General features: G+C 70.3%; 22 protein-coding genes and 1 tRNA gene. 9 read left to right on the top strand and 14 right to left on the bottom strand.

Annotated elements, in window-relative coordinates; translation table 11 throughout:
• Positions 1-82: 82 nt before the first annotated feature.
• The gene (locus FHU34_RS00995) at positions 83-2,281 is read right to left on the bottom strand and encodes a (Fe-S)-binding protein (RefSeq protein ID WP_145785387.1); all 2,199 of its coding nucleotides are present in this window, start codon (positions 2,279-2,281) and stop codon (positions 83-85) included.
• Positions 2,282-2,494: 213 nt separating this feature from the next.
• Positions 2,495-2,758 (bottom strand): cell division protein CrgA, encoded by a 264-nt coding sequence (locus FHU34_RS01000; RefSeq protein WP_145778259.1) that lies wholly within the window; start codon positions 2,756-2,758, stop codon positions 2,495-2,497.
• Positions 2,759-2,981: 223 nt separating this feature from the next.
• On the opposite strand from FHU34_RS01000, the gene FHU34_RS01005 reads away from it, so the two are divergent.
• The 4 genes from FHU34_RS01005 (at position 2,982) to FHU34_RS01030 (ending at position 6,672) form a co-directional block, all read left to right on the top strand.
• Complete coding sequence (locus FHU34_RS01005; protein ID WP_145778260.1) at positions 2,982-3,782, top strand: DUF881 domain-containing protein; 801 nt, start codon at positions 2,982-2,984, stop codon at positions 3,780-3,782.
• A gap of 410 nt (positions 3,783-4,192) precedes the next feature.
• On the top strand, positions 4,193-5,734 hold the full coding sequence (locus FHU34_RS34185; RefSeq protein WP_425280558.1) for a class E sortase: 1,542 nt from the start codon (positions 4,193-4,195) through the stop codon (positions 5,732-5,734).
• Positions 5,735-5,737: 3 nt separating this feature from the next.
• Positions 5,738-6,019, top strand: a complete 282-nt coding sequence (locus FHU34_RS01025) for a hypothetical protein (RefSeq protein WP_145778264.1) — start codon at positions 5,738-5,740, stop codon at positions 6,017-6,019.
• A 2-nt stretch (positions 6,020-6,021) separates the two neighbouring features.
• The gene (locus tag FHU34_RS01030; protein WP_145778265.1) at positions 6,022-6,672 is read left to right on the top strand and encodes an aminodeoxychorismate/anthranilate synthase component II; all 651 of its coding nucleotides are present in this window, start codon (positions 6,022-6,024) and stop codon (positions 6,670-6,672) included.
• Between the two features lie 310 nt (positions 6,673-6,982).
• Here the strand turns inward: FHU34_RS01030 and FHU34_RS01035 are convergent, their stop codons facing one another.
• The 8 genes from FHU34_RS01035 to FHU34_RS01070 are packed head-to-tail and all read right to left on the bottom strand — an operon-like array spanning position 6,983 to position 16,687.
• A complete protein-coding gene (locus FHU34_RS01035) occupies positions 6,983-7,675 on the bottom strand; it encodes a SanA/YdcF family protein (RefSeq protein WP_145778266.1) in 693 nt (230 codons plus the stop codon).
• A 22-nt stretch (positions 7,676-7,697) separates the two neighbouring features.
• The gene (gene pknB / locus FHU34_RS01040) at positions 7,698-9,512 is read right to left on the bottom strand and encodes a Stk1 family PASTA domain-containing Ser/Thr kinase (protein WP_145778267.1); all 1,815 of its coding nucleotides are present in this window, start codon (positions 9,510-9,512) and stop codon (positions 7,698-7,700) included.
• Complete coding sequence (locus FHU34_RS01045) at positions 9,509-10,918, bottom strand: serine/threonine-protein kinase (RefSeq protein ID WP_145778268.1); 1,410 nt, start codon at positions 10,916-10,918, stop codon at positions 9,509-9,511. Before FHU34_RS01045 ends, pknB begins: the two co-directional genes overlap by 4 nt.
• Positions 10,918-12,423 carry a peptidoglycan D,D-transpeptidase FtsI family protein gene (locus FHU34_RS01050; RefSeq protein ID WP_145778269.1) on the bottom strand — a complete coding sequence of 502 codons (1,506 nt, stop codon included), beginning with the start codon at positions 12,421-12,423 and terminating at the stop codon, positions 10,918-10,920. Before FHU34_RS01050 ends, FHU34_RS01045 begins: the two co-directional genes overlap by 1 nt.
• Entirely contained in the window at positions 12,420-13,910 is a 1,491-nt protein-coding gene (locus tag FHU34_RS01055; protein ID WP_145778270.1) for an FtsW/RodA/SpoVE family cell cycle protein, read from the bottom strand. Before FHU34_RS01055 ends, FHU34_RS01050 begins: the two co-directional genes overlap by 4 nt.
• Positions 13,911-13,940: 30 nt before the next feature.
• The gene (locus tag FHU34_RS01060; RefSeq protein ID WP_145778271.1) at positions 13,941-15,410 is read right to left on the bottom strand and encodes a PP2C family protein-serine/threonine phosphatase; all 1,470 of its coding nucleotides are present in this window, start codon (positions 15,408-15,410) and stop codon (positions 13,941-13,943) included.
• The gene (locus FHU34_RS01065) at positions 15,407-15,892 is read right to left on the bottom strand and encodes an FHA domain-containing protein FhaB/FipA (RefSeq protein ID WP_088986981.1); all 486 of its coding nucleotides are present in this window, start codon (positions 15,890-15,892) and stop codon (positions 15,407-15,409) included. The genes FHU34_RS01060 and FHU34_RS01065 overlap by 4 nt, the downstream gene beginning before the upstream one ends.
• Positions 15,893-15,898: 6 nt before the next feature.
• A complete protein-coding gene (locus FHU34_RS01070; RefSeq protein WP_007454122.1) occupies positions 15,899-16,687 on the bottom strand; it encodes an FhaA domain-containing protein in 789 nt (262 codons plus the stop codon).
• Between the two features lie 207 nt (positions 16,688-16,894).
• On the opposite strand from FHU34_RS01070, the gene FHU34_RS01075 reads away from it, so the two are divergent.
• The 3 genes from FHU34_RS01075 (at position 16,895) to FHU34_RS01085 (ending at position 18,966) form a co-directional block, all read left to right on the top strand.
• Positions 16,895-16,980: transfer RNA gene (locus tag FHU34_RS01075), tRNA-Leu, on the top strand.
• Between the two features lie 64 nt (positions 16,981-17,044).
• Positions 17,045-18,160: an NAD-dependent epimerase/dehydratase family protein gene (locus tag FHU34_RS01080; RefSeq protein ID WP_208744899.1), complete on the top strand. Its 1,116-nt coding sequence runs from the start codon at positions 17,045-17,047 to the stop codon at positions 18,158-18,160.
• Complete coding sequence (locus FHU34_RS01085; protein ID WP_145778273.1) at positions 18,157-18,966, top strand: WecB/TagA/CpsF family glycosyltransferase; 810 nt, start codon at positions 18,157-18,159, stop codon at positions 18,964-18,966. Before FHU34_RS01080 ends, FHU34_RS01085 begins: the two co-directional genes overlap by 4 nt.
• Positions 18,967-19,027: 61 nt before the next feature.
• Here FHU34_RS01085 and FHU34_RS01090 read toward each other — a convergent pair whose 3' ends face one another.
• Positions 19,028-20,584, bottom strand: a complete 1,557-nt coding sequence (locus FHU34_RS01090; protein WP_145778274.1) for a S8 family peptidase — start codon at positions 20,582-20,584, stop codon at positions 19,028-19,030.
• 215 nt (positions 20,585-20,799) lie between these two features.
• On the opposite strand from FHU34_RS01090, the gene FHU34_RS01095 reads away from it, so the two are divergent.
• A complete protein-coding gene (locus FHU34_RS01095) occupies positions 20,800-21,399 on the top strand; it encodes a hypothetical protein (RefSeq protein WP_145778275.1) in 600 nt (199 codons plus the stop codon).
• On the opposite strand, the gene FHU34_RS01100 is transcribed toward FHU34_RS01095, so the two are convergent.
• The 3 genes from FHU34_RS01100 to FHU34_RS01110 form a co-directional block, all read right to left on the bottom strand.
• Positions 21,367-21,765, bottom strand: coding sequence for a hypothetical protein (locus tag FHU34_RS01100; protein WP_145778276.1), 399 nt, complete (start codon positions 21,763-21,765; stop codon positions 21,367-21,369). The genes FHU34_RS01095 and FHU34_RS01100 overlap by 33 nt on opposite strands.
• A 197-nt stretch (positions 21,766-21,962) precedes the next feature.
• A complete protein-coding gene (locus tag FHU34_RS01105) occupies positions 21,963-22,184 on the bottom strand; it encodes a DUF397 domain-containing protein (RefSeq protein WP_088986986.1) in 222 nt (73 codons plus the stop codon).
• Complete coding sequence (locus FHU34_RS01110; protein ID WP_088986987.1) at positions 22,154-23,035, bottom strand: helix-turn-helix domain-containing protein; 882 nt, start codon at positions 23,033-23,035, stop codon at positions 22,154-22,156. Before FHU34_RS01110 ends, FHU34_RS01105 begins: the two co-directional genes overlap by 31 nt.
• Before the next feature lie 625 nt (positions 23,036-23,660).
• On the opposite strand from FHU34_RS01110, the gene FHU34_RS01115 reads away from it, so the two are divergent.
• Positions 23,661-23,945, top strand: a complete 285-nt coding sequence (locus FHU34_RS01115) for a hypothetical protein (RefSeq protein ID WP_145778277.1) — start codon at positions 23,661-23,663, stop codon at positions 23,943-23,945.
• The last annotated feature ends 72 nt before the right edge of the window (positions 23,946-24,017 follow it).

A 24,017-nucleotide genomic window follows, 5' to 3' on the forward strand; every position in this document is an offset into this window, starting at 1 on the left:
ACCTCGGCGAGGATTCTTGCACGACGACGGCGGCCCGCAGGGGGCCGCCGTCGTCGATGTTCACATCCCAGGTGTACGCGTCTCAGCCGCCGACGGGCGCGGTCTCCCTGCCGCCCTGCGGCTGCTCCGGCTTGACCGAACGGAGCAGCACGCTCGCCACGTCGATGACCTCGACCTGCTCGCCGGCGCCCTTGCCGTTGACCCCGTCGTTGAGCATCGTCGAGCAGAACGGGCAGCCGACGGCGACCGTCTTCGCCCCGGTGGCCATGGCCTCCTCGACCCGGTCCACGTTGATCCGCTTGCCGATCTTCTCTTCCATCCACATCCGGGCACCGCCCGCGCCACAGCAGAAGGAACGCTCGCTGTTACGCGGCATCTCGGTGAGGTCGCCCTCGATGGCGTCCCCGAGGACCTCGCGAGGGGCCGCGAAGATCCGGTTGTGCCGGCCCAGGTAGCAGGGGTCGTGGTAGGTCACGCCGCCGTCGACCGGCTGCACCGGGGTGAGCTTGCCGGTGGCGACCAGGTGGGCCAGCAGCTGGGTGTGGTGGACCACCTCGAACTCGCCACCGAGCTGGCCGTACTCGTTGCCGAGGGTGTTGAAGCAGTGCGGGCAGGTCGCCACGATCTTGCGCTTGGCCTTCTCCCGGCCCTCGAACGCCTCGTTGAGCGTCTCCACGTTCTGCTGGGCGAGCATCTGGAAGACGAACTCGTTGCCGATCCGCCGCGCCGGGTCGCCGGAGCAGGTCTCACCCTCGCCCAGGATCGCGAACTTCACCCCGGCCTCGTTGAGCAGCGTGGCCACCGCGCGGGTGGTCTTCTTGGCCCGGTCCTCGAACGCGCCGGCGCAGCCGACCCAGAACAGGTACTCGAAGTCGTCCACCTCGCCGACCCGGGGCACCTCGAAGTCCAGGCCCTTGGTCCAGTCCTCGCGGGTGTTCTGCGGGGCACCCCACGGGTTGCCCTTGTTTTCCAGGTTGCGGAGCATCACGCCGGCCTCGGACGGGAAGCTCGACTCGATCAGCACCTGGTAGCGGCGCATGTCGACGATGTGGTCCACGTGCTCGATGTCCACCGGGCACTGCTCGACGCAGGCGCCGCAGGTGGTGCAGGACCAGAGCACGTCCGGATCGATGACGCCACCGGACTCGGCGTCGCCGATCAACGGCTTGTCGCCCTCGGCGAGCGACAGCACGTCCAAGTGGGCGAGCTGGGCCTGGGTGGCCTTCTCCTCGCCGGTCAGGTCCTTGCCGCCACCGGCCAGCAGGTAGGGCGCCTTCGCGTACGCGTGGTCGCGCAGGCTCAGCACGAGCAGCTTGGGCGACAGCGGCTTGCCGGTGTTCCAGGCGGGGCACTGCGACTGGCAGCGACCGCACTCGGTGCAGGTGCTGAAGTCCAGGAGGCCCTTCCAGCTGAACTGCTCGACGTGGGCGACGCCGAACTGGTCCTTCTCCGGGTCGGCCTCCTCGAAGTCGAGGGGCTTGCCCTGGCTCGTCATCGGGCGCAGCGCGCCGAGGCCGGAGCCGGCCGGCTTGGCCGGCTCGCGCTTGAAGAAGATGTTGGGGAACGCCAGGAAGCGGTGCCAGGCGACGCCCATGGTGACGTTCAGGGAGATGACGATCAGCCAGGTCATCGAGATTGCGATCTTGATGAGCGCGGCGACGCTGGCACCGTCCGACCAGTCGGGCAGCACCGCACCGACCGCGTGGCTGACCGGGGTGGCCCAGAGCGGGTACTCGAAGTGGTCGGTGGCGACCTTGAAGCCACGGATCACCAAGCCGAAGATCAGGACCAGCAGCACGATCCACTCGACGAAGTAGCCCTGCCACATGGTCGAGCCGGTGAACCGGGACCGCCCGCCCGGCCGGTTCGGCCGGTTGCGCAGTCGGATCACCATCAGCACCAGGATGCCGATCAGGCCCAGCACGGTGATGATCTCGGTGGCCAGCCCGAAGATCGTCCAGTGCCCGATGATCGGCAGCCCGCTGGTCGGGGTGACCACCTCGAAGTACGCCTCGAGCACCAGCAGGGACAGCACGACGAAGCCGACCATCACGAACCAGTGCGCGGCGCCCACGACGCCCCACTTGAGCATCCGGGTGTGCCCGGCGGTCTCCACCAGCATGGTCCTGGCCCGAGCGGCCTTGTCGGTGAACCGCTCCGGCGCGGGCTGCCCGAGCCGGATGACTGCCACCATCTTGAGGACCGCACGCACCGCAAGCCACACCGCCACGGCGGTGATGGCGGCCGCGAGGATCGTGGTGACGATCTGGACGCTGCCCATCGAGTTGGCCTCCCCGGTCTGCTGCCTGATGACCTCGCTGTGCTCGGTCATGCAATGCAGCCTACGCGAAGGTTACCCAGCGGTAACGTGAGTCATCTCGCAGTAGGCCGCGCTGCCTGCGCACACCATAGGTGGCCTCGCCCGATCCTGCCGGGCAGGGGCTCGGTGAGGTGAAATGTGGCGGGACCGCCGGTGCGGCGGCGCCGCACCGGCTCAGCGCCAGCGGGAGAGCAGCGCCAGCGAGGCGACCATCGCACCGAAGCCGACGGCGAGGTTCCAGTAACCCCACGCCATCACCGGGTACTCCTGCTCGGACAGGTAGTAGAGCACCAGCCAGCCGATGCCGACGACGATCAAGGCGACCGCGGTGACCGGCAACCACACCGGGCTAGGCTTGCGCGACGACGCCGCCGTAGTCGGACGAACGTCCGTCGGCGGGGTGTACACCTTCTTCTTACGGACCTGAGACTTGGGCACGGCGCTCTCCAGAGGGGTGACGACCTCGTCCGGCCTGACAACCGGGCGCGGGGGCGACGGTCCATGGCCAATAATGTTCGACAGCTAGCGTAGTCCCGATTGCCCGTCCGGACCATGAATGGGGTCAGGCCGGTGCACGGAGTGACCGAAAGAGGCGGACTGTTCGCATCACCGGCGCAGCCGGGAGCGGACCCGATCCCCGACACGCGGAAGGAAACGCTCGGTGGAGTACACATCCGGCGCAACCTCCTGGCAGAAGGTCCTCCGACGGGCCGCTGCCGGGCTGCTGCCCCGGCGACCGCGCCAACGCCGACCAGGCTGGTCGATCGGGGTGCCTCTGATCGCCGCCGCGGCGGGGCTGCTCTTCACCACCAGCGCGACCACCGCCGACGGCACCGCCCTGCGCGAGGACCGGCGCCCCCAGCTCAACCAACTCATCGAGGACCGGCGCGAGCAGGTCGCGGCGAGCGAACGGCGTGCCGCCACGCTGCGCGGTGAGGTCGAGCAACGAACCAACACCCTGGCCGGCTCCGATGCGCCGATCAAGAACCAGCAGAACCGCGCCCAGGGCAGCCTCCAGGCCGCCGGATTCACCGCCCTCGGCGGCACCGGCGTCACAGTGGAGCTGAACGACGCACCGCAACTCGACCAGACCCAGTCGGACGCCAGCAACGACGACCTGGTGGTGCACCAGGGGGACGTCCAGGCGGTGGTCAACGCACTCTGGGCCGGCGGAGCGGAGGCCATGTCAATCATGAACGTCCGCGTGCTCACGACCAGCGCGGTACGCTGCGTCGGTAACACCCTGCTGCTTCATGGCCGGGTGTACTCCCCACCGTTCAAGATCGTAGCAATCGGCGATCCCGCTGCCCTCCAGCAGGCCCTCGCCAGCTCTGAGGGAGTCCGGTTGTTCAAGGACGCGGTCGACGACTACCAACTCGGTTACAAGGAGACGGTTTCCACGGTGCGAGTGCCGGCATTCGAGGACTCGACCTCCCTGCGCTCGGCGACGGTGCCCAAGTGACCGGGCCGGAGGATCGCCGCGACGGGCGACACCGCAACCAGACCGACGAGCCGACCGACATCCTGCCGAAGGTCGACCGGCCGGAGCCGGCGCCTGGCCGGACGAACCCGGCCGGCAACTGGCCGGAGCCGGTGCTTCCCGCACGGCCCGGTGCGTCACGCCCGCCGGTCACCCCGGAGCCGCCCCGCGCGTCCGAGCCGCCCCGCGCGTCCGAGCCGCCCCGCGCGTCCGAGCCGCCCCGCGCGTCCGAGCCGCCGCACGCCCCGGAGCCGCCCCGCGCCCCGGAGCCGCCCCGTGCCTCGGGTCGTCCAGGTGCCGAAGCCCCGCCGCCCTGGCCGGGTAACACCCCTCAGGGGTCCGGCCCGCAGGCAGGGTCCGGTCGCCCCTCCGCGGCCACCCCCGGCCGGCAGGTGAGCCCGACCAACCAGGGCCCGGACCGTCCTGCCGTTCCCGGCAACACTCCGACCCGACCCTCCTCCTGGTCCGGTCCCGCCCCGACCGGGCCGGCTACGCCCAGGGCCGCTGCCAGCCGACCCGCTACACCCGGGGCCGCCGCGAGTCGACCGGTGTCGCCCGCCGCAAGCCCACCCGTCTCGCCAGCCGCCAGCGGGCCGGCGTCACCCGGAGCAGCCCCCGCCCGGCCGGCGTCACCGGGGGCCGCCGCGAGCGGACCGGTGTCGCCCGCAGCAACCAGCGGGATGCCAGGTCCGACCTCGACCGGCTCCGCTGCGTCCGGCGGAGTACCCACCAACCCGCCCTCCGGCACGCCGAGTCGGGCCGTCCCGTCCGCCTCGACGCCGTCGGTGGCCGACTCGCCGACCGCGTTGATTCCGCAGGTCGCCGCCAGGCCTGGGCGTCCCACCGGTTCTCCGGCGGCGCCGGTCTCACCGGCCGCGCCCGACCGCGTCCCGGCAACTGGCCAGGACGGTTCCTCCGCGAGTGGGTCCGGCCGTGTCCCGCCGGGCGTTCCCGGCCGTGCCCCGTCCGCAGCTTCGGGCCAGGTCCCTTCGGCTGGCTCTGATCGCGGCTTCGACCCGGCCGCCACCGCGCTGATCCCGACCCTGCCCACCACGCCCGCCGCCCGGCCGCCGGCGATGGACTCGACGGCGCTGATGGGCGCCGTCCCGCGCGCGTCCGTCCCTGGGGAACCGGCCGATGACGACAACCCCGGCGAGCCTCCCCGACCCCGGCGGGGCGAACGGGTCGTCCAACTCCGGCCGCACCAGACCGGCGAGGGCTACAAGAGCGTCTACTCCGAGCTCACCCGGCCGTCGCTCGGCTCCCGGATTCGCACCGGCATCCGCGTCACCGGCGAGGTTCTGATCACCTTCGGCCTCGTGGTGCTGCTCTTCGCCGGCTACGAGGTCTGGGGCAAGTCGGCCATCGTCGACGCCCACCAGAACGACCTCAACAACCAGCTCGCGCAGGAGTGGGGCCCGACGGACGATCCGACGGTGGTTCCGTCGGCCGGCCCGAGTGTCAAACCGTCGCCGCCGGTACGCGGCAAGCCGATCGCGGGCCTCTACATCCCGAAGCTCGACAAGAACTGGGTAGTGGTCGAGGGCGTCACCCAGGAGGACATCCGCTACGCCCCGGGTCACTATCCGGCCAGCGCGTTGCCCGGCCAGGTCGGCAACTTCTCCGTTGCCGGCCACCGCAACCGGGCGACCTTCTGGCGGTTGGACGAGCTCCACGATGGTGACCCGATCGTGGTCGAGAGCAAGACCGACTGGTACGTCTACCGGGTGTCGCAGTCGCGGATCGTCCGACCGACGCAGGTCGAAGTGGTCGCGCCGGTGCCCGGCGAGCCGAACAAGAAGGCCACCAAGCGCATGCTCACCCTGACCACGTGCAATCCGAAGTTCGACAACTACCAGCGCCTGATCATCCACGCCGAACTGGACCGCACCCAGCCCAAGTCGGCGGGCCGGCCGACCGAGCTGGGAGGCTGACCGATGTACGCGTTCATCTGGCGCAAGCTGCCGTTCGGCCTGGCCGGAAAGCTGGCCGGCTCGGTGATCCTGCTAGCCGCCACTGTGGCCCTGCTCTGGTATGTCGCCTTCCCGTGGGCCGAACCCCTGCTGCCGTTCGACGACGTGCAGGTCGAGTCCGGGGTCCCCGCGGAGTCGGGCAACGACGCCCCGGTGACCGGGGAAACCCCGGCCGGCGACGAGCACGACCTGCCGTACGACACCGACCGCAACAACCCGGTCCCGTCGTCCTCGCCGAGCAGGTGACCGTGCGCGTCCTGGTGATCGACAACTACGACTCGTTCGTCTTCAACATCGTGCAGTACCTGGGCCAGCTCGGCGTGGACTGCGAGGTCCGCCGCAACGACGAGATCGACGTCGCCGAGGTGGGCAGGGTGGGCGCGGACGGCATCCTGCTCTCGCCCGGGCCGGGCAGCCCCGACCGTGCCGGCATCTGCCTGGACGTCATCCGGGAGTACGCGGGCGAGCTGCCGATCTTCGGTGTCTGCCTGGGTCACCAGGCGATCGGTGAGGCGTTCGGCGCGACCGTGACGCGGGCCCCCGAGCTGCTGCACGGCAAGACCTCGGAGGTGCGTCACCATTCGGTAGGCGTACTCGCCGGTCTGCCGGACCCGTTCACCGCCACCCGGTACCACTCGCTCGCCGTACTCCCCGAGACGCTGCCCGACGAGCTGGAGGTGACCGGCTGGACCGGCTCCGGCGTGGTGATGGCGATGCGGCACCGGACGCTGCCCATCGAGGGCGTCCAGTTCCACCCGGAGTCGGTGCTCACCGAGGGTGGCCACCTGATGTTGGCGAACTGGCTTGCCAGTTGCGGTCACCAGGAGGCGTTGGAGCGTGCACCCGCGCTCGCCGCCGAGGTCGACGCCCGTCGACTCGCCGCCTTCGCCAGCAACTGAGGTCGGCAGCCCGTCAGCTGTGTAGCCCACGCTGACGCCGGGGCGGTCGGCGATGACCGCGTGCGCGGTTGCAGCCCCGACAGCGCGGCCCCGAACAGGACGGCGGCCCCAAGCCGATGACCGTGCACTGTCCCTTTGCTCTGCACCCATCCATGCACCAGTGACGGAGCGTGAGTGTCGCACCGGTGGGTGCAGAGCAAAGGCTGTGGTTGGGTCTGTGGCGACCGCCGCGCACGGTACACGGAGCGCCGCGGCCAGCACGGACCGCCGTGATTGTTCAGGGTCGATCACGAAGGCCAAGGCGGCCAGTTCAGCCGCGTAGCGCGTTCTGGACCGCCGGATCAGCGGGTGAGTGGACCGCTGGCGCACGGCCGCGGGCCGCGTCCCACGCCGCCTTGCCACTGGCGAAGTAGTCCCGGACCGACTTCTCGGCGAGCAGGGCAGCACCACAACCGTCGCACCTGGCGACCACCCCGTCGGCGTCGAGACCGAGGTGGCGGCACAGCGTCACCGCCCGGGACAGATGGTAGGACTGGGTCACGATCAGGGCCCGCTCGACGCCGTACACCTGACGGGCTCGGGCGCAACTGTCGTAGGTGTCCAGGCCGAACGGGTCGGCCACGACGCGACGCGGGTCGACGCCACGCTCGGTGAGGTACGAGGTCATCACGGCCGGCTCGTCACCTGATGTGCCGCCACCGTCGCCCGACACGAGGACCACAGTGGCTCGTCCGCTGGTCACCAGCGCGGCGGCGGTCTCGAGGCGGCCGGCGAGGCGCTCCCCTGGCCGCTGCCGGTCCGCCGCCACGGCGGTGCCGAGGACGATCACCACGTCGGCGGAGGGCGCATCGGCTTCGGTGTGCACGTGCCCACGGGCGGTGAACGTCGTCCACAGCCACGGGAGGCTGGCGAGAACCAGCACGGCGACACCCAGGACGGCCAGGCGTCGGAGCCGGCGCACTCGTCCGCGCCCCGGCGCGCCGGAGGCCTCCTCGTCGGTCATCGCGACGCCCGAACCCTGGGGTCTAGTCCTCGGGAAGCCGGCTCGGCGGTGGCGGGAACAGCAGACCGCCGCCCCCGCCCCCGGGGGTGGTGGGCGTGGCCGTCGGCGTGCCGGTCGGCGTCGTGGTGGGCGGCGGGTCGACGACCTTCTCCGGGATGCCGATCTCGATGGTCACGGTCTTGTCCTTGGCCAGCGAGGTGCCCGGATTCGGACTCTGCTTCTGCACCCGGCCGGCCTGGTTGGCCGGCACCTCGTCGCCATCGCGGAACTCAACCTTGTAACCCGCCTCGCGAAGCTCCTGGGCGGCGTCGTCCCGCGTCGAGTTGATCACGTTGGGCACCTTGTTGACGTTGCCTCTGGAGACCTCGACGACCACCTTGCTGTCCTGCGCGACGGTGGTGCCCGAGGGCGGGGTCAGCTTGAGGACGATGCCCTCCTGCGCGGGGTTGTCGACCTTCTTCTCCTCGACCACCAACCCGAGGTCCTCGAGTTGAGGTTTGACGTTCTCAAGCTGAGAGTTGATCAGGCCAGGTGGGATCTTCACATCCGGCTTGCCGCCGCAGAGCTGGATGGTCACCGTGCTGGCCTGCTTCAGCCGGGTGGCCGGCGCGGGATTCTGCTTCGCGACGGTGCCCTTGGTGCAGTCGTTGTCCAGGACGGATTCGCCCACCTGCGGTTGGAGATCGGCGCCACGGATCTCGGCGACGGCGGCGGCCTGACTCTTGCCGACCAGGTTCGGCACCGACTTGTTGGCCTTGTCCTGCTGCTGGCTCCAGAGCAGGGCGGCGACCAGGGCGATCACCGCAAGCACACCCACCGCGCTGAACGTCGCGATCAGCCAGGAGGACGCCTTGCGCTGGCGCGGGTCACCGACCCGAGCCATCTGCCCGGTCTGCGGCCCACGGCTAGGAGCCGGGTAGCCGCCCCCGCCGCCGGCCGGGGCCATCGCCACCGTCTCCGCCTCACGCAGCACCGGGGTGGCCAGCACGGGCCGACCGGCGGCGGCGCGGAGCAGGTCGGCCCGCATCTCGCCGGCGCTCTGGTAGCGGTTCAGCGGGTTCTTCGACAGCGCCTTGAGGACGATCGCGTCGATGGCCGGGGTGACGTCCGGGTTGATGTCGCTCGGCGTCGGCGGCGTCTCCCGTACGTGCTGGTATGCGACGCTGACCGGGCTGTCCCCGACGAACGGTGGGTGGCCGCACACCAGCTCGAAGAGCACGCAGCCGGCGGCGTACACATCGGAGCGAGCGTCGACGGCCTCGCCGCGCGCCTGCTCGGGGGACAGGTACTGGGCCGTGCCGATCACCGCGCTGGTCTGCGTCATGGTGGTCGCACCGCTGGCGAGCGCGCGGGCGATGCCGAAGTCCATCACCTTGACCTGGCCGGTCTGGGTGAGCATCACGTTGCCCGGCTTGATGTCGCGGTGGATGATGCCGTGCCGGTGGCTGAACTCCAGCGCGGCGCACATGTCGGCGCAGATCTCCAACGCCCGGCGCGGCTGCAACCGGCCCTCGGCGCCGAGGACCTCCTTCAGGGTCCGCCCGTTGACGAACTCCATGACGATGAACGGCAGCGTCTCGCCGGTCGGCGCGGTCTCCTCGCCGGTGTCGTAGACCGCCACGATCGCCGGGTGGTTGAGCGACGCGGCGTTCTGCGCCTCCCGGCGGAACCGCATCTGGAACGTCGCGTCCCGGGCCAGGTCGGTACGGAGCAACTTGATCGCGACGTCCCGACCGAGCCGGAGGTCGCGACCGCGGTGCACCTCGGCCATGCCGCCATAGCCGAGCAGCTCGCCGACCTGGTACCTGCCACCGAGCAGGCGGGCCTGCGCTGTCATCGCGTCTGTCGTCCTTCGCTCGTCGTCGTCCCGCCGCCGTCCGGCTGGAGTCGTACCTCCCGACGGTACGACGTCAGGGTCGGATCGTCGCGTCCGTCGAGTCGTAGCGCGCCGGACGTCACGGCGCGCGGAGTCAGCCCGGCGGGTTCACCGGCCTGCGACTGCTTCCGCAGGTTGTAGGAAATCACGCCGGAACAAACAAGGACCAGTACCGCCAGCAGGATGGCCAGAAGCACCATTCCGGGACGGGACCGGCGGGGTTCAGATGATGGCACCGACGGTCCGGCCTGTCGGACGTACGCCGGCGGGTGTTCCTGGCGGGGCGGTGCCGACGGCACCGCGGCGGCGCCGCGCGGGTAGCCGTTCGGTGCGACGGGTGGGCGGCCGGGCTGGACGGCCGGCGCGATGGCGGTGGGTCGCGGCTGCTGGGCCGGCGCGACGGCGGTCGGCCTCGGCCCGGCGACCGGCGGGCGGGCACCCGGCGGACGCATGTGGTGCGCCTGCGGCACCTGGGCCCGGCCGGGTGCGGCGGGTGAGGCTGGTGCGGCGGAGATCGGCGCGGAGTTGGCACCTGCCCTGGCCTGCTGGGAGAGCGTGGCCTTGAGCTGACGAGCGACGCCGGCGAGAGCGGCCGCGCTGGGCCAGCGGGCGGCCGGGTCCTTCGCCAGGGCCCGTTCCACCACGGCGCGCACCTGCGGCGGGATGTCCGCCGGCAACGGCCGGGGCTTCTCCCGTACGTGCTTCATCGCGATGTCGAGCGGATTATCGCCCTCGAACGGCCGCCGACCGGCGAGGCACTGGTAGGCCACCACGCCGAGCGCGTACACGTCGGACGCCGGGGTGGCGACGCCGCCGGTCGCCTGCTCGGGCGAGATGTACGAGGCGGTGCCGAGCACCGAACCGGCGGCGGTGAGCTGGCCGACCATGTCGGAGCGGGCGATGCCGAAGTCGGTGAGCACCAGCGTGCCGTTCGGCCGGACGAGCAGGTTGCCCGGCTTCACGTCGCGGTGCACGATGCCCTTCTCGTGCGCGGCGTGCAGCGCGTCCGCTGCCTGGGCGACGAGCGCCATCGTCCGGGCCGGTGTGAGCCGCCCGACCCGGCTCAGCGTGGACGACAGGGCGTCGCCTTCGACGTACTCCATGACCAGGAACGCGATCTGCTGGTCGTTGCCGAAGTCGTAGACGTCCACCACACCGGGGTGGTTGATGGTGGCCATGGTGCGGGCCTCGCCGCGGAACCGCTCGCCGAAGTCCGGGTCGTCGAGCAGCGCGGGGAGCAGGCTCTTCACCGCGACCGTACGGCCGAGCACCTGGTCGGTGCCGCGCCAGACGTCGCCCATGCCGCCGCTGGCGATCCGCTCGTCGAGACGGTAGCGGTTGCCGAGCTGGACGCCGGGGCTGAGCATCAGCGACCCCCGGGGTCGGTGATGGCGGCGCGCATGATCTGACCGGCGATCCGTGCCGCCTCGGCGCTGCCGCCGGGGCCGGCCTGTTCGAGCATCACGCAGACCGCGGAAACGGGGTTGCCGTTCTTGTCCATGGCGAAGCCGATGAACCAGCCGTGGTCGGGCCGGTCCGGGGCGGACTGGGCGGTGCCGGTCTTGCCACCGACCGTGTAACCGCTGATCGCGGCCTTCCGGCCGGTGCCCTTCTGGACCACGCTGACCATCATGTCCCGCAGGTCGGTGGAGACCTGCGAGCTGACCGGCTGGCGCAGCTCCCGGGCGCTGGCGGTGTGGTAGCTGGTGGTCCGGTCCGGGGCGAGCAGCTGCCGGACCAGGTACGGCCGCATCTGCTTGCCACTGTTCGCGATCGCGCCGGCAATCATGGCGCCCTCGAGCGGGGTCATCCGGACGTTGTTCTGCCCGATCGAGGACTGGGCCAGTGCGGCCGGGTCGGTGGTGCCGTCCGGGTTCTGCATGTCCCCGGTCCGGCTGGCCGCCGTGGGCAGACCGTCCTCGCCGAGCTGGCCGACGGTGAGGTCGTCCTGCTCGAAACCGAACTGGCGGGCCTTCTCCTTCAGGGCGTCCGCGCCGAGCTGCACACCGAGCTGGGCGAAGCCGGTGTTGCACGACTCGGTGACCGCCTCCATCAGGGTGACCTTCGCCTCGGGGCAGATCGACGGGGCGGCGTTACGGATCGGGGTGCCGGAGGTGGGTGGTGTGTAGCTGGAACCGGCCGGGATCTGGGTCGTCTTGGTGACGCCGTTCTCCAGCGCCGCGGCGGCCACCACGACCTTGAAGGTGGAGCCCGGCGGCAGCGTCTCGGAGAGCGCACGGTTGCTCAGAGGGCGGTCAGGATCCTGCTCCAGCTTGGAGTACGCGGCGGCCGCTACCTTGCTGTCGTGGCTGGCCAGCGGGTTCGGATCGAAGCTGGGCATGGACACCAACGCCTGCACTGCCCCGGTACGCGGGTCGATGGCGATGGCCGCGCCCTTCTTAGCCCCCACCTGGTTGTTGCGCAGCTGGTCGTACGCCGCGTCCTGGGCCCGCTTGGAGAGCGTGAGCAGCACGTTGCCGCCACCGCTGTCGTCTCCGGTGAACATGTCCTTCAACCGGTCGCCGAGCAACTGGTCGCTGGTGCCGGCCAGGAAGTCGTCCTCTGCCCGCTCGATGCCCTGGTCGGCCAGGTTGACCGGTTTGTAACCGAGCACGTGCGCGTACTTGGCGCCGCCCGGGTAGGTGCGCAGGAACTTGAGGTTGCCGGTGGTCTCCTTGCTGGTGGCCAGCGCGGTGCCGCCAGCCTCGATGTTGCCCCGCTTGCGCTTGTAGTCGGCCACCTGGACACGGCCGTTGTAGTCGCTGGTGCGGTATTCGTCGGCCTTCTGGAACTGGACCCAGTTGAGGTTGGCGAAGAGCAGGCCGAACAGGACCATAACGACGACGCCGACCCGGCGCAGTGGTGCGTTCACGGCTTGATCACCTCCGTGGGAGCACCGTGAATCTGCTCCGGCGGGCCACCAGCCGGCCGGGCAGCCTTGGCGGCGCCCCCTGTCAGCGGCCGACGGGCACCGTCGGAGACCCGCAGCAGCACGCCGATGAGCAGCCAGTTCGCCATCAGCGACGAGCCACCGGCGGACAGGAACGGGGTGGTCTGACCGGTCAGCGGGATGAGCTTGCTGATGCCGCCGACGATCACGAAGACCTGGAGGCCGAGGGTGAACGCGAGACCACCCGCGAGGAGCTTGCCGAACGAGTCCCGTACCGCGAGCGCGGCCCGCAGCCCTCGCTCCACGATCAGCAGGTAGACGACCAGCAGCGCGGAGAGGCCGAAGAGGCCGAGCTCCTCACCGATGCCGGCGAAGATGAAGTCGTTCTGCACCTCGGGCAGGATGTCCGGTTGGCCGCCGCCCGGCCCCGCGCCGAAGAGCCCGCCGGTGCCCAGGGCAAGCAGCCCCTGGACGAGTTGGTAGCCCTTGTCGGTCGGGTCGGCGAACGGGTCCAGCCAGATTTCCGCCCGGAGGTAGAAGTTGGCGAACGGCCCGCCAACAGTCGAGCCGAGCACGTAGGCGAGGTACGCGCCGCCGAAGAAGAGGACCAGACCGATCAACAGCCAACTGACCCGTTCGGTGGCGATGTAGAGGGTCACCACGAACATGCCGAAGTAGAGCAGCGAGGTGCCCAGGTCCTTCTCGAAGACGAGCACCAGGAGGCTGACCAGCCAGACGCCGACCACGGGGCCGAGGTCCCGTCCGCGCGGGAAGTCGATGCCGAGGAAGCGTCGACTGGCCAGCGACAGCACCTCGCGCTTGCGGACCAGGTAGTAGGCGAAGAAGACCAGCAGCGCCAGCTTGGCGAACTCACCCGGCTGGATGGAGAAGGCGCCGAGATCGATCCACAGCTTCGCGCCGTTCCTCTCGGAGATGCTCGCGGGCAGTACCGCCGGGAGCATCACCAGCACGATGCCGGCCAACCCCAGGGTGTACGCGTATCGCGAGATCGACCGGTGGTCACGCATGATGGCGAGCAGGCTCGCGGCGAGGATCACCGCACCGAGCGTCCACGCCAACTGCCGCCCACCGATGCCGGCGAAGACCGCCAACTCCTCCCGGTCGGCGACCGGCGCCTCGCCCAGGTCGATCCGGCGCAGGAAGCCCACGCCGAGCCCGTTGAGCAGGGCCACCGCCGGCAGCAGGGCCGGATCGGCGAACGGGGCGAGGAACCGGATGACCAGGTGCAGCCCGAGGAAGACCGCGCCGAGAGCGGCGGCGGGCATCCAGAAGTCCGGGGTGACAGTGTCCAGCAGGTTCGCCTCGACGGTCGCCCCGTACGCGGCCACCAGCACCATCGCGAGCAGCAGAAGGGACAGCTCGGCGTTGCGGCGCGACCGCGCCAGGCGTACGCCGGACTGCTCGCCCGCGGTCGCGGGCGAGGGTGCCGGTGTGGCCGCTACGGTCACGGGTGGAGTCCTCGGTATCTCAGCCGACGCTCACTCAGGAGACCGGCAACCGGCCGGGTCGAGCGCCGGCGTGGCCGAGTCGGAGGGCGTGACGTCGGGTGTGGTGGTCGTGCCGGTCGCACCGACGGCGTCGGTGGCACCGACGGTCGGGCTTGCGCTGAGGACCCCGTTGGGGGTCGCCGACGCGTCGGCACTCGGGCTGCCGTTCGGGGTCGGCGTCGTACCGGCCTGCGGGGGCGACGGAGTGCCGCCGACAGTGCTGGTCGGGTCGAGCGGACAGAGCGGCTTCAGGTTGGGGTTGCTCGGGGTGTCACTGGTCAGCTCGGCGAGCTGCCGCTCGGCGTCCGGCTCGTTCTTGGCCCGGATGCCGACCTTGACAGTGTCCTGAGCGGCGACCGTGAGGTCGTCCAGTCGGGTGCCGCTGCGCCGGTGCACGGTGGAGAGGTCCATCCCGGCGATCTGACCCTGGACGCCACGGAAGACGGCGACCTGCCCCTCCTCGGTGGCACCCACGTAGTACTGCCGCTGGGTGTACGTCCAACCGCCGAAGCCTGCCCCGCCGACGATGACCAGCAGGGCCAACGCCATGGCGGCGGTCCGCACCGGGCGGCGCTTCGGCCGGTCCGATTCGTCGTCGGAGGCGGCCGGCTCCTCGGGGGCGGGTGGGCGCGGCGCGGAGAGCGCCGAGGCCCGGGCGGCCGGCGTCGAGTCGTCGGCGGAGGTCGCCATGCCCCGGTCGCGGGCGGCGGCGCCACCGACAATCGGGGTCGCCTCGACGATGTCCTGATCCGTCGCGTCGGCGATGATCACCGTGATGTTGTCCGGTCCGCCGCCGCGCAGCGCGAGCTGCACCAGCCGCTCGACGCACTGCTGCGGGTCGACGTACTCCCGCAGGGTCTCGCCGATGGTCTCGGCGCTGACCACACCCGAGAGGCCGTCGCTGCAGATCAGGTACCGGTCGCCGGGAAGGACCTGGCGCACCGAGTACTCCGGGTCGATGTCCCGGCCGTCCAGAGCGCGGGTGAGCAGCGACCGCTGTGGGTGACTGCTCGCCTCCTCGGCGCTGATCCGGCCTTCGTCGACGAGCATCTGGACGTACGTGTCGTCCTTGGTGATCTGCGCGAACTCGCCGTTGCGCAGCAGGTAGGCCCGCGAGTCACCGATGTGGACCATGCCCAGCTTGCTGCCGGTGAAGAGGGTCGCCGTGAGCGTGGTGCCCATCCCCTCCAGCTGCGGGTTGGCGTCCACTGTGTCGCGGAGTTGTTGGTTGGCGGTGCCCACGGCCGAACGCAACGCGTCGACGAGAGCGTCCCCTGGGACGTCCTCGTCGAGCGGCGCCATGGCACCGATGACAATGTTGCTGGCGACGTCACCGGCGGCCATACCGCCCATACCGTCGGCAACGGCAAGTAGCCGCGGCCCGGCGTAGACGGAGTCTTGATTGCCGTCACGGATCAGACCGCGGTCGCTGTGGGCCGCATAGCGCAGGGTCAGAGTCATGGCCGTAATTCGAGGGAAGTGCGGCCGATCCGGATCGGCACGCCGAGGGGGACGGGGGTTGGTCCGGTGACCTTAGCGCGATCGAGGTACGTGCCGTTAGTCGAGCCGAGGTCCTCGACGTACCACTGCCCGTCGCGCGGCACGAGCCGGGCGTGTCGCGCGGAGGCGTAGTCGTCGGTGATGACCAGGGTGGAGTCCTCAGCTCGACCGATGGTGATCTGCGCTTCACCAAGAGTGATCCTGGTGCCGGCCAGTTGACCGGCGGTCACCACCAGCTGGTGTGCCGCCCTGCCCCGTTTCACCTTCGCCGGCTTCGCCGCCTGCCCGGTCGAGGCCCCCACCGCGCGTGGCGCGGCCACCAGGCGACCGGACCGGGCGCCGGCGAAGAGATCCCGGCGGATCACACCGACCACCGTGAACACGAAGATCCACAGCAGGATCAGGAAACCGAACCGGGCAACGGTGATGACCAGTTCCGGCAAGGCGGGTCAGCCGTCCACGCGGAAGGTCAGCGTCGTCGTACCGAGCTGGACCATGTCACCGGGGTTCAGCGCGACGGCGGAGACCCGCTGCCCGTTGACCATGGTGCCGTTGGTCGACCCCAGGTCGGTCAGCACAACCTGGCCCCCGTCGAAATCCAGCCGGGCGTGTCGCCGGGAGATGCCGACGTCAGGCAGGCGCAGGTTGGCCTGGTCGCCGCGACCGATCACCGTGGACCCCATCTGGAGGGGGTAGGTGCGGCCGTCTCCGGAGACCAGCCGCACGTTGCGACCGCCACCGTGCCCCGGCGGCGGGCCGTAGCCACCGCCCTGGTCGTACGCGGGGTAGGCGGGCGGGCCGGCGTCGTAGCCGGGTGCCGACACCGGGGCGACCTCGCCGCCGGTGTAGACCTCGGCCGTGACACGGAACATGCCCGTGTCCAGGCCCTCGCCTCGCTCGATCTCGACGATCACGTCGCCGTAGACCGTCCACGCCTGCTCGCCGATGAACTCCGCCTGCGACTGGGCCAGTTCCTGGGCCAGCGCGGCGGCGTACGGCGCCAGCCGACTGTGGTCGAACGGCGAGAGATCGATCACGTAGCGGTTGGGCACCAACGTGCGCCCACCGGCCAGGATCGCCTTGTGCGCCTCGGCCTCCCGCTGCATGGCGTTGAGGATCTCCACGGGGTGGACCACCCCTTTGAAGACCTTGGCGAAGGCCCCTTCTACCAGGCCTTCCAGACGCTTCTCGAAGCGTTGCAGCACGCTCACCGGCTCCTCCTCGGGTCCCGAGGACATGATGGTATCCGGCCGGCGCGCGCGCAGCTCACACGCCGCTCGGCCGGCTGCTCCCGGCCCGTTCGGAAGGGCCGGGACTGTCGTGCTAATCTTTCGTCCGCCACGAACGGTAACCGCTCGTGGCGAGCGCCAGGGACAGCGTAGTATTCCCGAGGCCCGTTGGAGACAGCGGGGCCGGGGCGGCTACAGTGTTCCGGGTCGTGCCACGGGGATGTGGCGGAATGGCAGACGCGCACGGTTCAGGTCCGTGTGCCCGAAAGGGCGTGGGGGTTCAACTCCCCCCATCCCCACCAATGACGAGGGCTCCGCTTGATGCGGGGCCCTTCCGTCATATCGGGACGTGCCGGACGTCACGCTATGCTGCGATGGATTCTGCCTCCGATGGACCGGGAGTGGCGTGTGAGTGTCGCGTTGGTGACAGGGTCGGGTGGCCTGATCGGCTCCGAGGCGGTCCGGCACTTCGCCGGCCTCGGCCTGGACGTGGTCGGCATCGACAACGACATGCGCCGGTACTTCTTCGGCGAGGACGGCTCCACCTCGTGGAGCCTGGAACGGCTCGGCCGTGACCTGGGTAACGCGTACACACACTTCGCGGTGGACATCCGGGACCGGGACGGTCTGGAGCAGGTGTTCAAGAAGTACGGCTCGGACATCGCCGTGGTGATCCACAGCGCTGCGCAGCCGAGTCACGACTGGGCGGCCAAGGAGCCGTACACGGACTTCGACGTGAACGCCGGCGGCACGCTCAACATGCTGGAGAACACCCGCCTGCACGCGATCGACGCACCGTTCATCCACTGCTCGACCAACAAGGTCTACGGCGACCGGCCGAACAGCCTGCCGCTGGTCGAGCTGGAGACACGGTACGAGCTGCCCGAGGACCACCGCTGGTACCAGGGCATCACCGAAGAGATGTCGATCGACCACTCGCTGCACTCGGTCTTCGGCGCCTCCAAGGTCGCCGCCGACGTGATGGTCCAGGAGTACGGGCGCTACTTCGACATGAAGACAGCCTGCTTCCGCGGCGGCACGTTGACCGGCCCGGCCCACTCGGCGGCCGAGCTGCACGGGTTCCTGGCCTACCTGATGCGCTGCGTCATGGAGGGCCGGACGTACAACCTGTTCGGCTACAAGGGAAAGATGGTCCGCGACGCGATCCACTCCCGCGACGTGCTGAGCGCGTTCGAGGCGTTCTTCCGGGCTCCGCGATCCGCGGAGGTCTACAACCTCGGCGGCGGGCGGCACTCGAACACCTCGCACATCGAGGCCTTCCGGATCGCCGAGGAGATCGCCGGCCGCGAGGCGCGGATCAACTACGTCGAGCAGAACCGCACCGGCGACCACCAGTGGTACGTCAGCAGCATGGCCCGGTTCGAGGCCCAGTACCCGGACTGGAAGATCACATACGACGTGCCGATGATCCTGCGGGAGATCTACGAGGCCAACGTGGACAAGTGGGTCCCCCAGCCATGACCACGTCGCGGACCAAACGCAACGTGCTCGGTGTCCTGGTGGACGCCACCGACTACGCCACGGCAACCGACGCGGTCGTGACAGCGGCGCACGAGCGTCGTCCGCTTGCGCTGACCGCGTTGGCCGTGCACGGTGTGATGACCGGGGTGCTGGACCCGGCGCACAACGCGCGGCTGAACTCCTTCGACGTGGTCACGCCGGACGGGCAGCCGGTGCGTTGGGCACTCAACCTGCTGCACAACGCCGGCCTCACCGACCGGGTCTACGGGCCGACGCTGACCCTGCACGTGCTGTCGCGTTTCGCCGACGAGGGCCTGCCGGTCTACCTGTACGGCTCGACCGAGGAGACCCTCGCCCGGTTGATCCCGGCCCTGGAGCGGATGTTCCCCGCCCTGAAGATCGCCGGGGTGGAGCCGTCCAAGTTCCGCGCCGTCGAGCCCGGTGAGGACGCCGAGATCGCCGACCGGATCCGTTCCAGCGGTGCCCGGCTCGTCCTGGTCGGGCTCGGCTGCCCCCGCCAGGAGGTCTTCGCGTACGCCATGCGTCCGCTGCTCGACATGCCGCTGATGGCGGTCGGCGCGGCCTTCGACTACCACGCCGGGCTGCTCCGCAAGCCGCCGCCGTGGATGCAGCGTGCCGGTCTGGAGTGGTTCTGGCGTCTCGGGCTGGAACCGAAGCGGCTCTGGCGCCGGTACGTCATCCTCAACCCGGCCTACCTGAGCCGGCTGGCGGCGCAGAAGGTCGGCCTCTGGAAGGCCCGCCCGCCGGCGCCGGCCCACGAACGGCCGGTCACCTTCTCGGTCTGATCCTGTACGGCGCGAGGCCCCACCCGATCTTCCGGGTGGGGCCTCGGTCGTGGGAGACCGCTCAGACGGTCAGGGTCCAGGTGTTGATGTAACCGGTGTCGGCCGAGTAGGTGTCGCGGACCTGGAGCCGCCAGGTGCCGTCGGCCGCCTCACCGGACACGTTGACCGAGTACGTGGCGTTCACGTTGTCGGCGCTGTCCGAGGTGCTGCTGTTCTTCAGCCGGTACGAGCTGCCGTCCGGGGCGAGCAGGTCGATGACCAGGTCACCTCGGTAGGTGTGCACGATGTTCACCGCCACCGTGGACGCCGAGGAGGCGTTGCGACCACAGCCGGAGATGGTGATCGAGCTGGTCACCGCCGCGCCGGCGTCCGGGATCGACACGTCGGTGCCGTTGGTGCCGGTGCAGCCGGTGGGCGGCGGGGTCGTGCCGCCACTGCCCACGTAGAGCAGCAGGTTCGGCGAGCCCGAGCCGACGTTGCTGATCACGTTGGGGGTGGCGTTGGCGACCAGTTCGTTGCGTACCTGGGCCGGGGTCCAGCTCGGGTTGGCGCTGGCCAGCAGGGCCGCCGCCCCGACCACGTGCGGCGTGGCCATCGAGGTGCCGCTGATCGTGTTGGTGGCGGTGTTGCTGTTGTACCAGGCCGAGGTGATCGACGAGCCGGGCGCGAAGATGTCCACGCAGGTGCCGATGTTGGAGAACGACGAGCGGGCGTCCGCGCTGGTCGTCGAGCCGACCGTGATCGCCTCGGTGGTACGCGCCGGTGAGACGTTGCAGGCGTTCGCGCCGTTGTCGTTGCCGGCCGCCAGGCCGTACGTCACACCGGACGCGATCGAGTTGCGGACGGCGTTGTCCAGCGAGCTGTTCGCGCCGCCGCCGAGGCTCATGTTCGCCACGGCCGGCTTGATCGCGTTCGCGGTGACCCAGTCGACGCCGCCGATCACACCGGCGTTGGTGCCACTGCCGGAGCAGTTCAGCACCCGTACGCCGACGAGCTGGACGCCCTTGGCCACGCCGTACGACGATCCTCCGACGGTGCCGGCGACGTGCGTGCCGTGCCCGTTGCAGTCGTCGGCCGACCCGCCGTCCACGGCGTCGTAGCCGGAGGTGGCCCGGCCGCCGAAGTCGTTGTGGGAGAACCGGATGCCGGTGTCGATGATGTAGGCGTGCACGTTGCTCGCCGTGTTCGGGTAGGTGTAGGAGCTGTCCAACGGCCGGTTGCGCTGGTCGATCCGGTCCAGGCCCCAGGAGGGCGGGTTGGTCTGCGTTCCGGAGATCGAGACGGTGTGGTTCTGCTCGACGTACGCCACGGCCGGGTCGGCCGCGATCCGCGCCGCCGCGCTCGCGCTCACCTTGGCCTCGAAGCCGCGCAGCGCCGCGCCGTAGGTACGGGCGACCGTGCCGCCGTGGCGGCCGGAGAGTCGCTTCGCGGCGTCGCCGACCCGGTCCCGGGCCACCGCGCTGTCCTTGAGTACGACGATGTAGCTGTCCGGCACGGCGGTGGCGCCGCCCGCGGCCCGCACCACACCGACGGGTTCGGCGGCCAGGGCCGGGGTGCCGACGGCCAGCACGGTCGCCGTGACCACCCCGATCAGTACGGACCTTCGTGGAAGACCCATCTCCTACCTCCCTCTGACCGGCGGCGGAACGTGACGCCGGTCCCAAAATCAATCGACGCATGCCGATCCAGCTGAGGGTAGATCAGCCGTCGGGCACTTGAACATGTCGAAACGGCCATACCTTCGGGTGATGACCCCCTACGGGCCCGACGTCCGGGGCGAACAGGGGGCTGGCCCGGATTCGCCAGGCGTCGATCCGGGAAAGACTCTCGAACATGGAGAGTCAGCTCACCATCCTGTTCCCAGTCGCCGCCGCCTGGTTAGCTGCCGGTGTCGTTGCCGACGGCCTTCCTCGTCTCCGCAACACCCGCGCACTTCGTCGGCGTACCGGATGGTTGCTGGTTCTGACCCTCACCGGGCTGACACTCACCGCGGCCGTGCTCGGCGGCGGTCTGCTCAGCGCCGGCTCCGCGCCGGTCGACCGGGCCGCCGCCGGGCTCACCCTGGCCATCGGCCCGGCGCTCGTGGCGTCGGTCTGCTCGGTACGACGGATCCGCCGGCTGTGGGCCGGATCGGGCGCCTTCGCCAACGCTCCCGCCACACCCGCGCCGCACGGGCTGCGTGCCGCCGCGGCCCACCCGCTCGTCGGGTTGCCCCTTCAGGTGGCCGCCCTGGCCACGGTGCCGGCGGTGATCGCGGCGATCGGCACCGACCTCGGGGCCGACCCCAGCGTCACCGGGCCCGCGATCACGGTGGGCGCGCTCGCGGTCGCCGCCATCGCGGTCCGGCACGCGCTGCGCCACAGCCGCCTGGCCGAGCGGGCCCAACCGGACGCCGCGCGGTCAACGCGGGCGGCTGGCCCCCTGCACGTATAGCAACTCCAGGATCGCCCTGGTCGCCTCGAACCAGCGGTCCAGCCAGTCCTGCGAGGGCAGGCTGCCCTTCGGCGGCAACTCCATCAGCAGGCCCCGCAGCAGCGGGTGGTCGGCGAAGGACTCGGTGGATTCCATCGGCCACCCGGTAGGCGGGAACGACGGCTCGATCAGCGGATTCGGGTCCAACGAGGGCAACGAGAGCGGAGGATCCGTCGACTCGGAGGATCCATCCCGCCCGCTCAACTCCTGGTCGGTCGAGACCACCTCGGTCAGTACGGTGTCCCGACGGGCGCCGCGGTACTTGCCACCGAACCGTTCCGGCTTGGCCGGACCGTTGGTGAGGTTGTCTGAACCGATCGTCGTCATCCGTCTCGCCTACTCGCTCGGTTGCGGGTCGGTGCGGCGGGTCGTCGACCAGTGCCGTACCGCCCGGTTCAACGAGACGGGCGCGTTGTGGCGACGGGATCGCCCACGGAACCTCACCGACACCTCCAGCCGACTGTCCGGAGACGGCGAAGGCCCCGCCCGGTTGGACCGGACGGGGACTTCGGTTGACCAATCAATCAGACCGCGCCGAACACACCACCTCGGGTGCCGGCGACGAAGGCGTGCCAGTCACCGGGTGCGAAGACCAGGGCTGGGCCCGCCTTGTCCTTCGAGTCCCGCACTCCGACCGCCCCCGTCACGTACGCCACCTCCACGCAGTTGTCACAGTTCGGCCCGCTCTTCGAGCTCTTGAACCATGCTGCCTGCGTCAGGTCCACGGGGAACCCCTTGGTCGCCATTTCCACAACGGCTCCTCTGCCAGTTTTGCGATGTGTGCGACGGACTCCTCCGGACGTATGGCCGCAGCGCGGATGTGATCGAAGATGAAGCTGTACTTCTGTAGTTCGTCGCTCTTCTCGAGGAAAAGCCCACCCGTGGCGTTCTCCGCGTACACAACATCCGGATCACCGGGCTCAGGGAAGCTGAGGATCGTGAACGTGCCGTCCATGCCGGCGTGCGCACCCACCTCGAAGGGCAGGATCTGCAGCGTCACGTTCGGCAACTCGGCCACCTCGACCAACCGTCTGAGTTGGCCGCGCATCACCTCGTCCCCGCCCACCGGCCGACTTACCACCGCCTCATCGAGCACCACCCACAGATCGACCGGATCGTCCTGGGTCAATAACGACTGACGGCCCAGACGGACACGCACCCTCTGGTGCACCTGATCGGCGGTGAAGTCCGGCCGAGCGGCGCGGATCATGGCCCCGGCGTACTCCTCGGTCTCCAGGAGGCCCGGCACTACCTGCTGTTCGTACGCCCTTATCGAGCTCGCCGCCGCCTCCAGCCCGACGTACGCGCCGACGAGCACCGTGCTGTACGGATGCCACCAGCCCTTCTGGCGGGCCTCCCGTGCGATCTGCACGAGCTCGTCGCTCTCGGCGCCGACCACGCCGTAGATCCGCAGCATGTCCCGCACGTCGCGAGGGGTGGCCGTGGTGTGGCCGGTCTCGATCCGGGAAACCTTGGACGCCGAGCACTCCAACTGCTCGGCGACCACCTCGATGGTGATTCCGGCGGATTCCCGCTGGCGGCGCAGCTCGGCACCGAGCCGCCGCCGTCTGATGGTCGGACTGCGCCGCTCACTCATGGCGCAACCCAGGAGTCAGTGGTCCCCGCCGCTGGCTGCTCGACCCCACTCGGGCTACCTCCGGTAACGCGCCACTGGGTGACACCCGCCGGGGGCGCGACCGTCGACCGGCGAGCGTTCGCGACGAGGGGAGTGGTGCCGGTCCTCGGCCGGCCGCGACGGGCGAAACCGGCCCCCAGTGTGCCGTCCGGACGCGGATGGCTTCAATAGGCCTTTCGCGCGACACGCTCATGTATCGGCAAAAGTCGACGTGCAACTTGCATGAAGCACGTCCCTGATGCACTCTGTCCGTATGGCACGGATCACTCAGCGTCTCCGTTCGCTCCCTCGGAGTGGTGACCCCACCAATCCGGGGAAGCTGGGCACGACGCGGGCCCGGCCGACGACACCGAGACCTGCTCCGGGGTAAAGACCCCGCCGCTGCAAGCCGGCAAGCTGCGGCGGCGGGCGCGGTTCCCGGAAGCAGTCGGGTGGTGGTCGGGTGGCGGCACGTCACCAACGGAGTACGGCCCGACCACCGCCATCCGCACCACCGGTTCACGAGGCACGACCCCGTCGCCGGCCGAGACGTCCCCCGTTCAGGCACCGCCGGCAGCCCGCCGGCCAACCCTCCCCAGGAGCCCATGTGCTTCCCCGCACCGGTGACGTACTGCACGTGACTCGCGCGGCGAGTGTCCAGTTCCTCAGGCCGATCAAGTTCCGGGTGATCCGGGTGCTCGACTGGCCCACCTATGACGGCTGGCTCTGGCTCGACGGCTACGAGTTGAACGCCGCGGGCGACGCGGTCAACCGACGTTCGATCTTCGTCCAGCGGGCAGGGCTGCAACAACTGCAGGCCGCCCCCGAGCCCCGTCCGCACACCGTGCGGGCCCGGCGACCGGTTGCCCGTACCCCAGTCCGGGTGGGCTGACCGGCCCGATCCGCCGCCGGTGGGCGTGCCGCCGCCATAGAATCGGTACGCCCACCCCGGCACAGTTCCACC

Origin of the sequence: Micromonospora taraxaci (genome assembly GCF_007830095.1) — a bacterium.
GTDB classification, from domain to species: domain Bacteria; phylum Actinomycetota; class Actinomycetes; order Mycobacteriales; family Micromonosporaceae; genus Micromonospora; species Micromonospora taraxaci.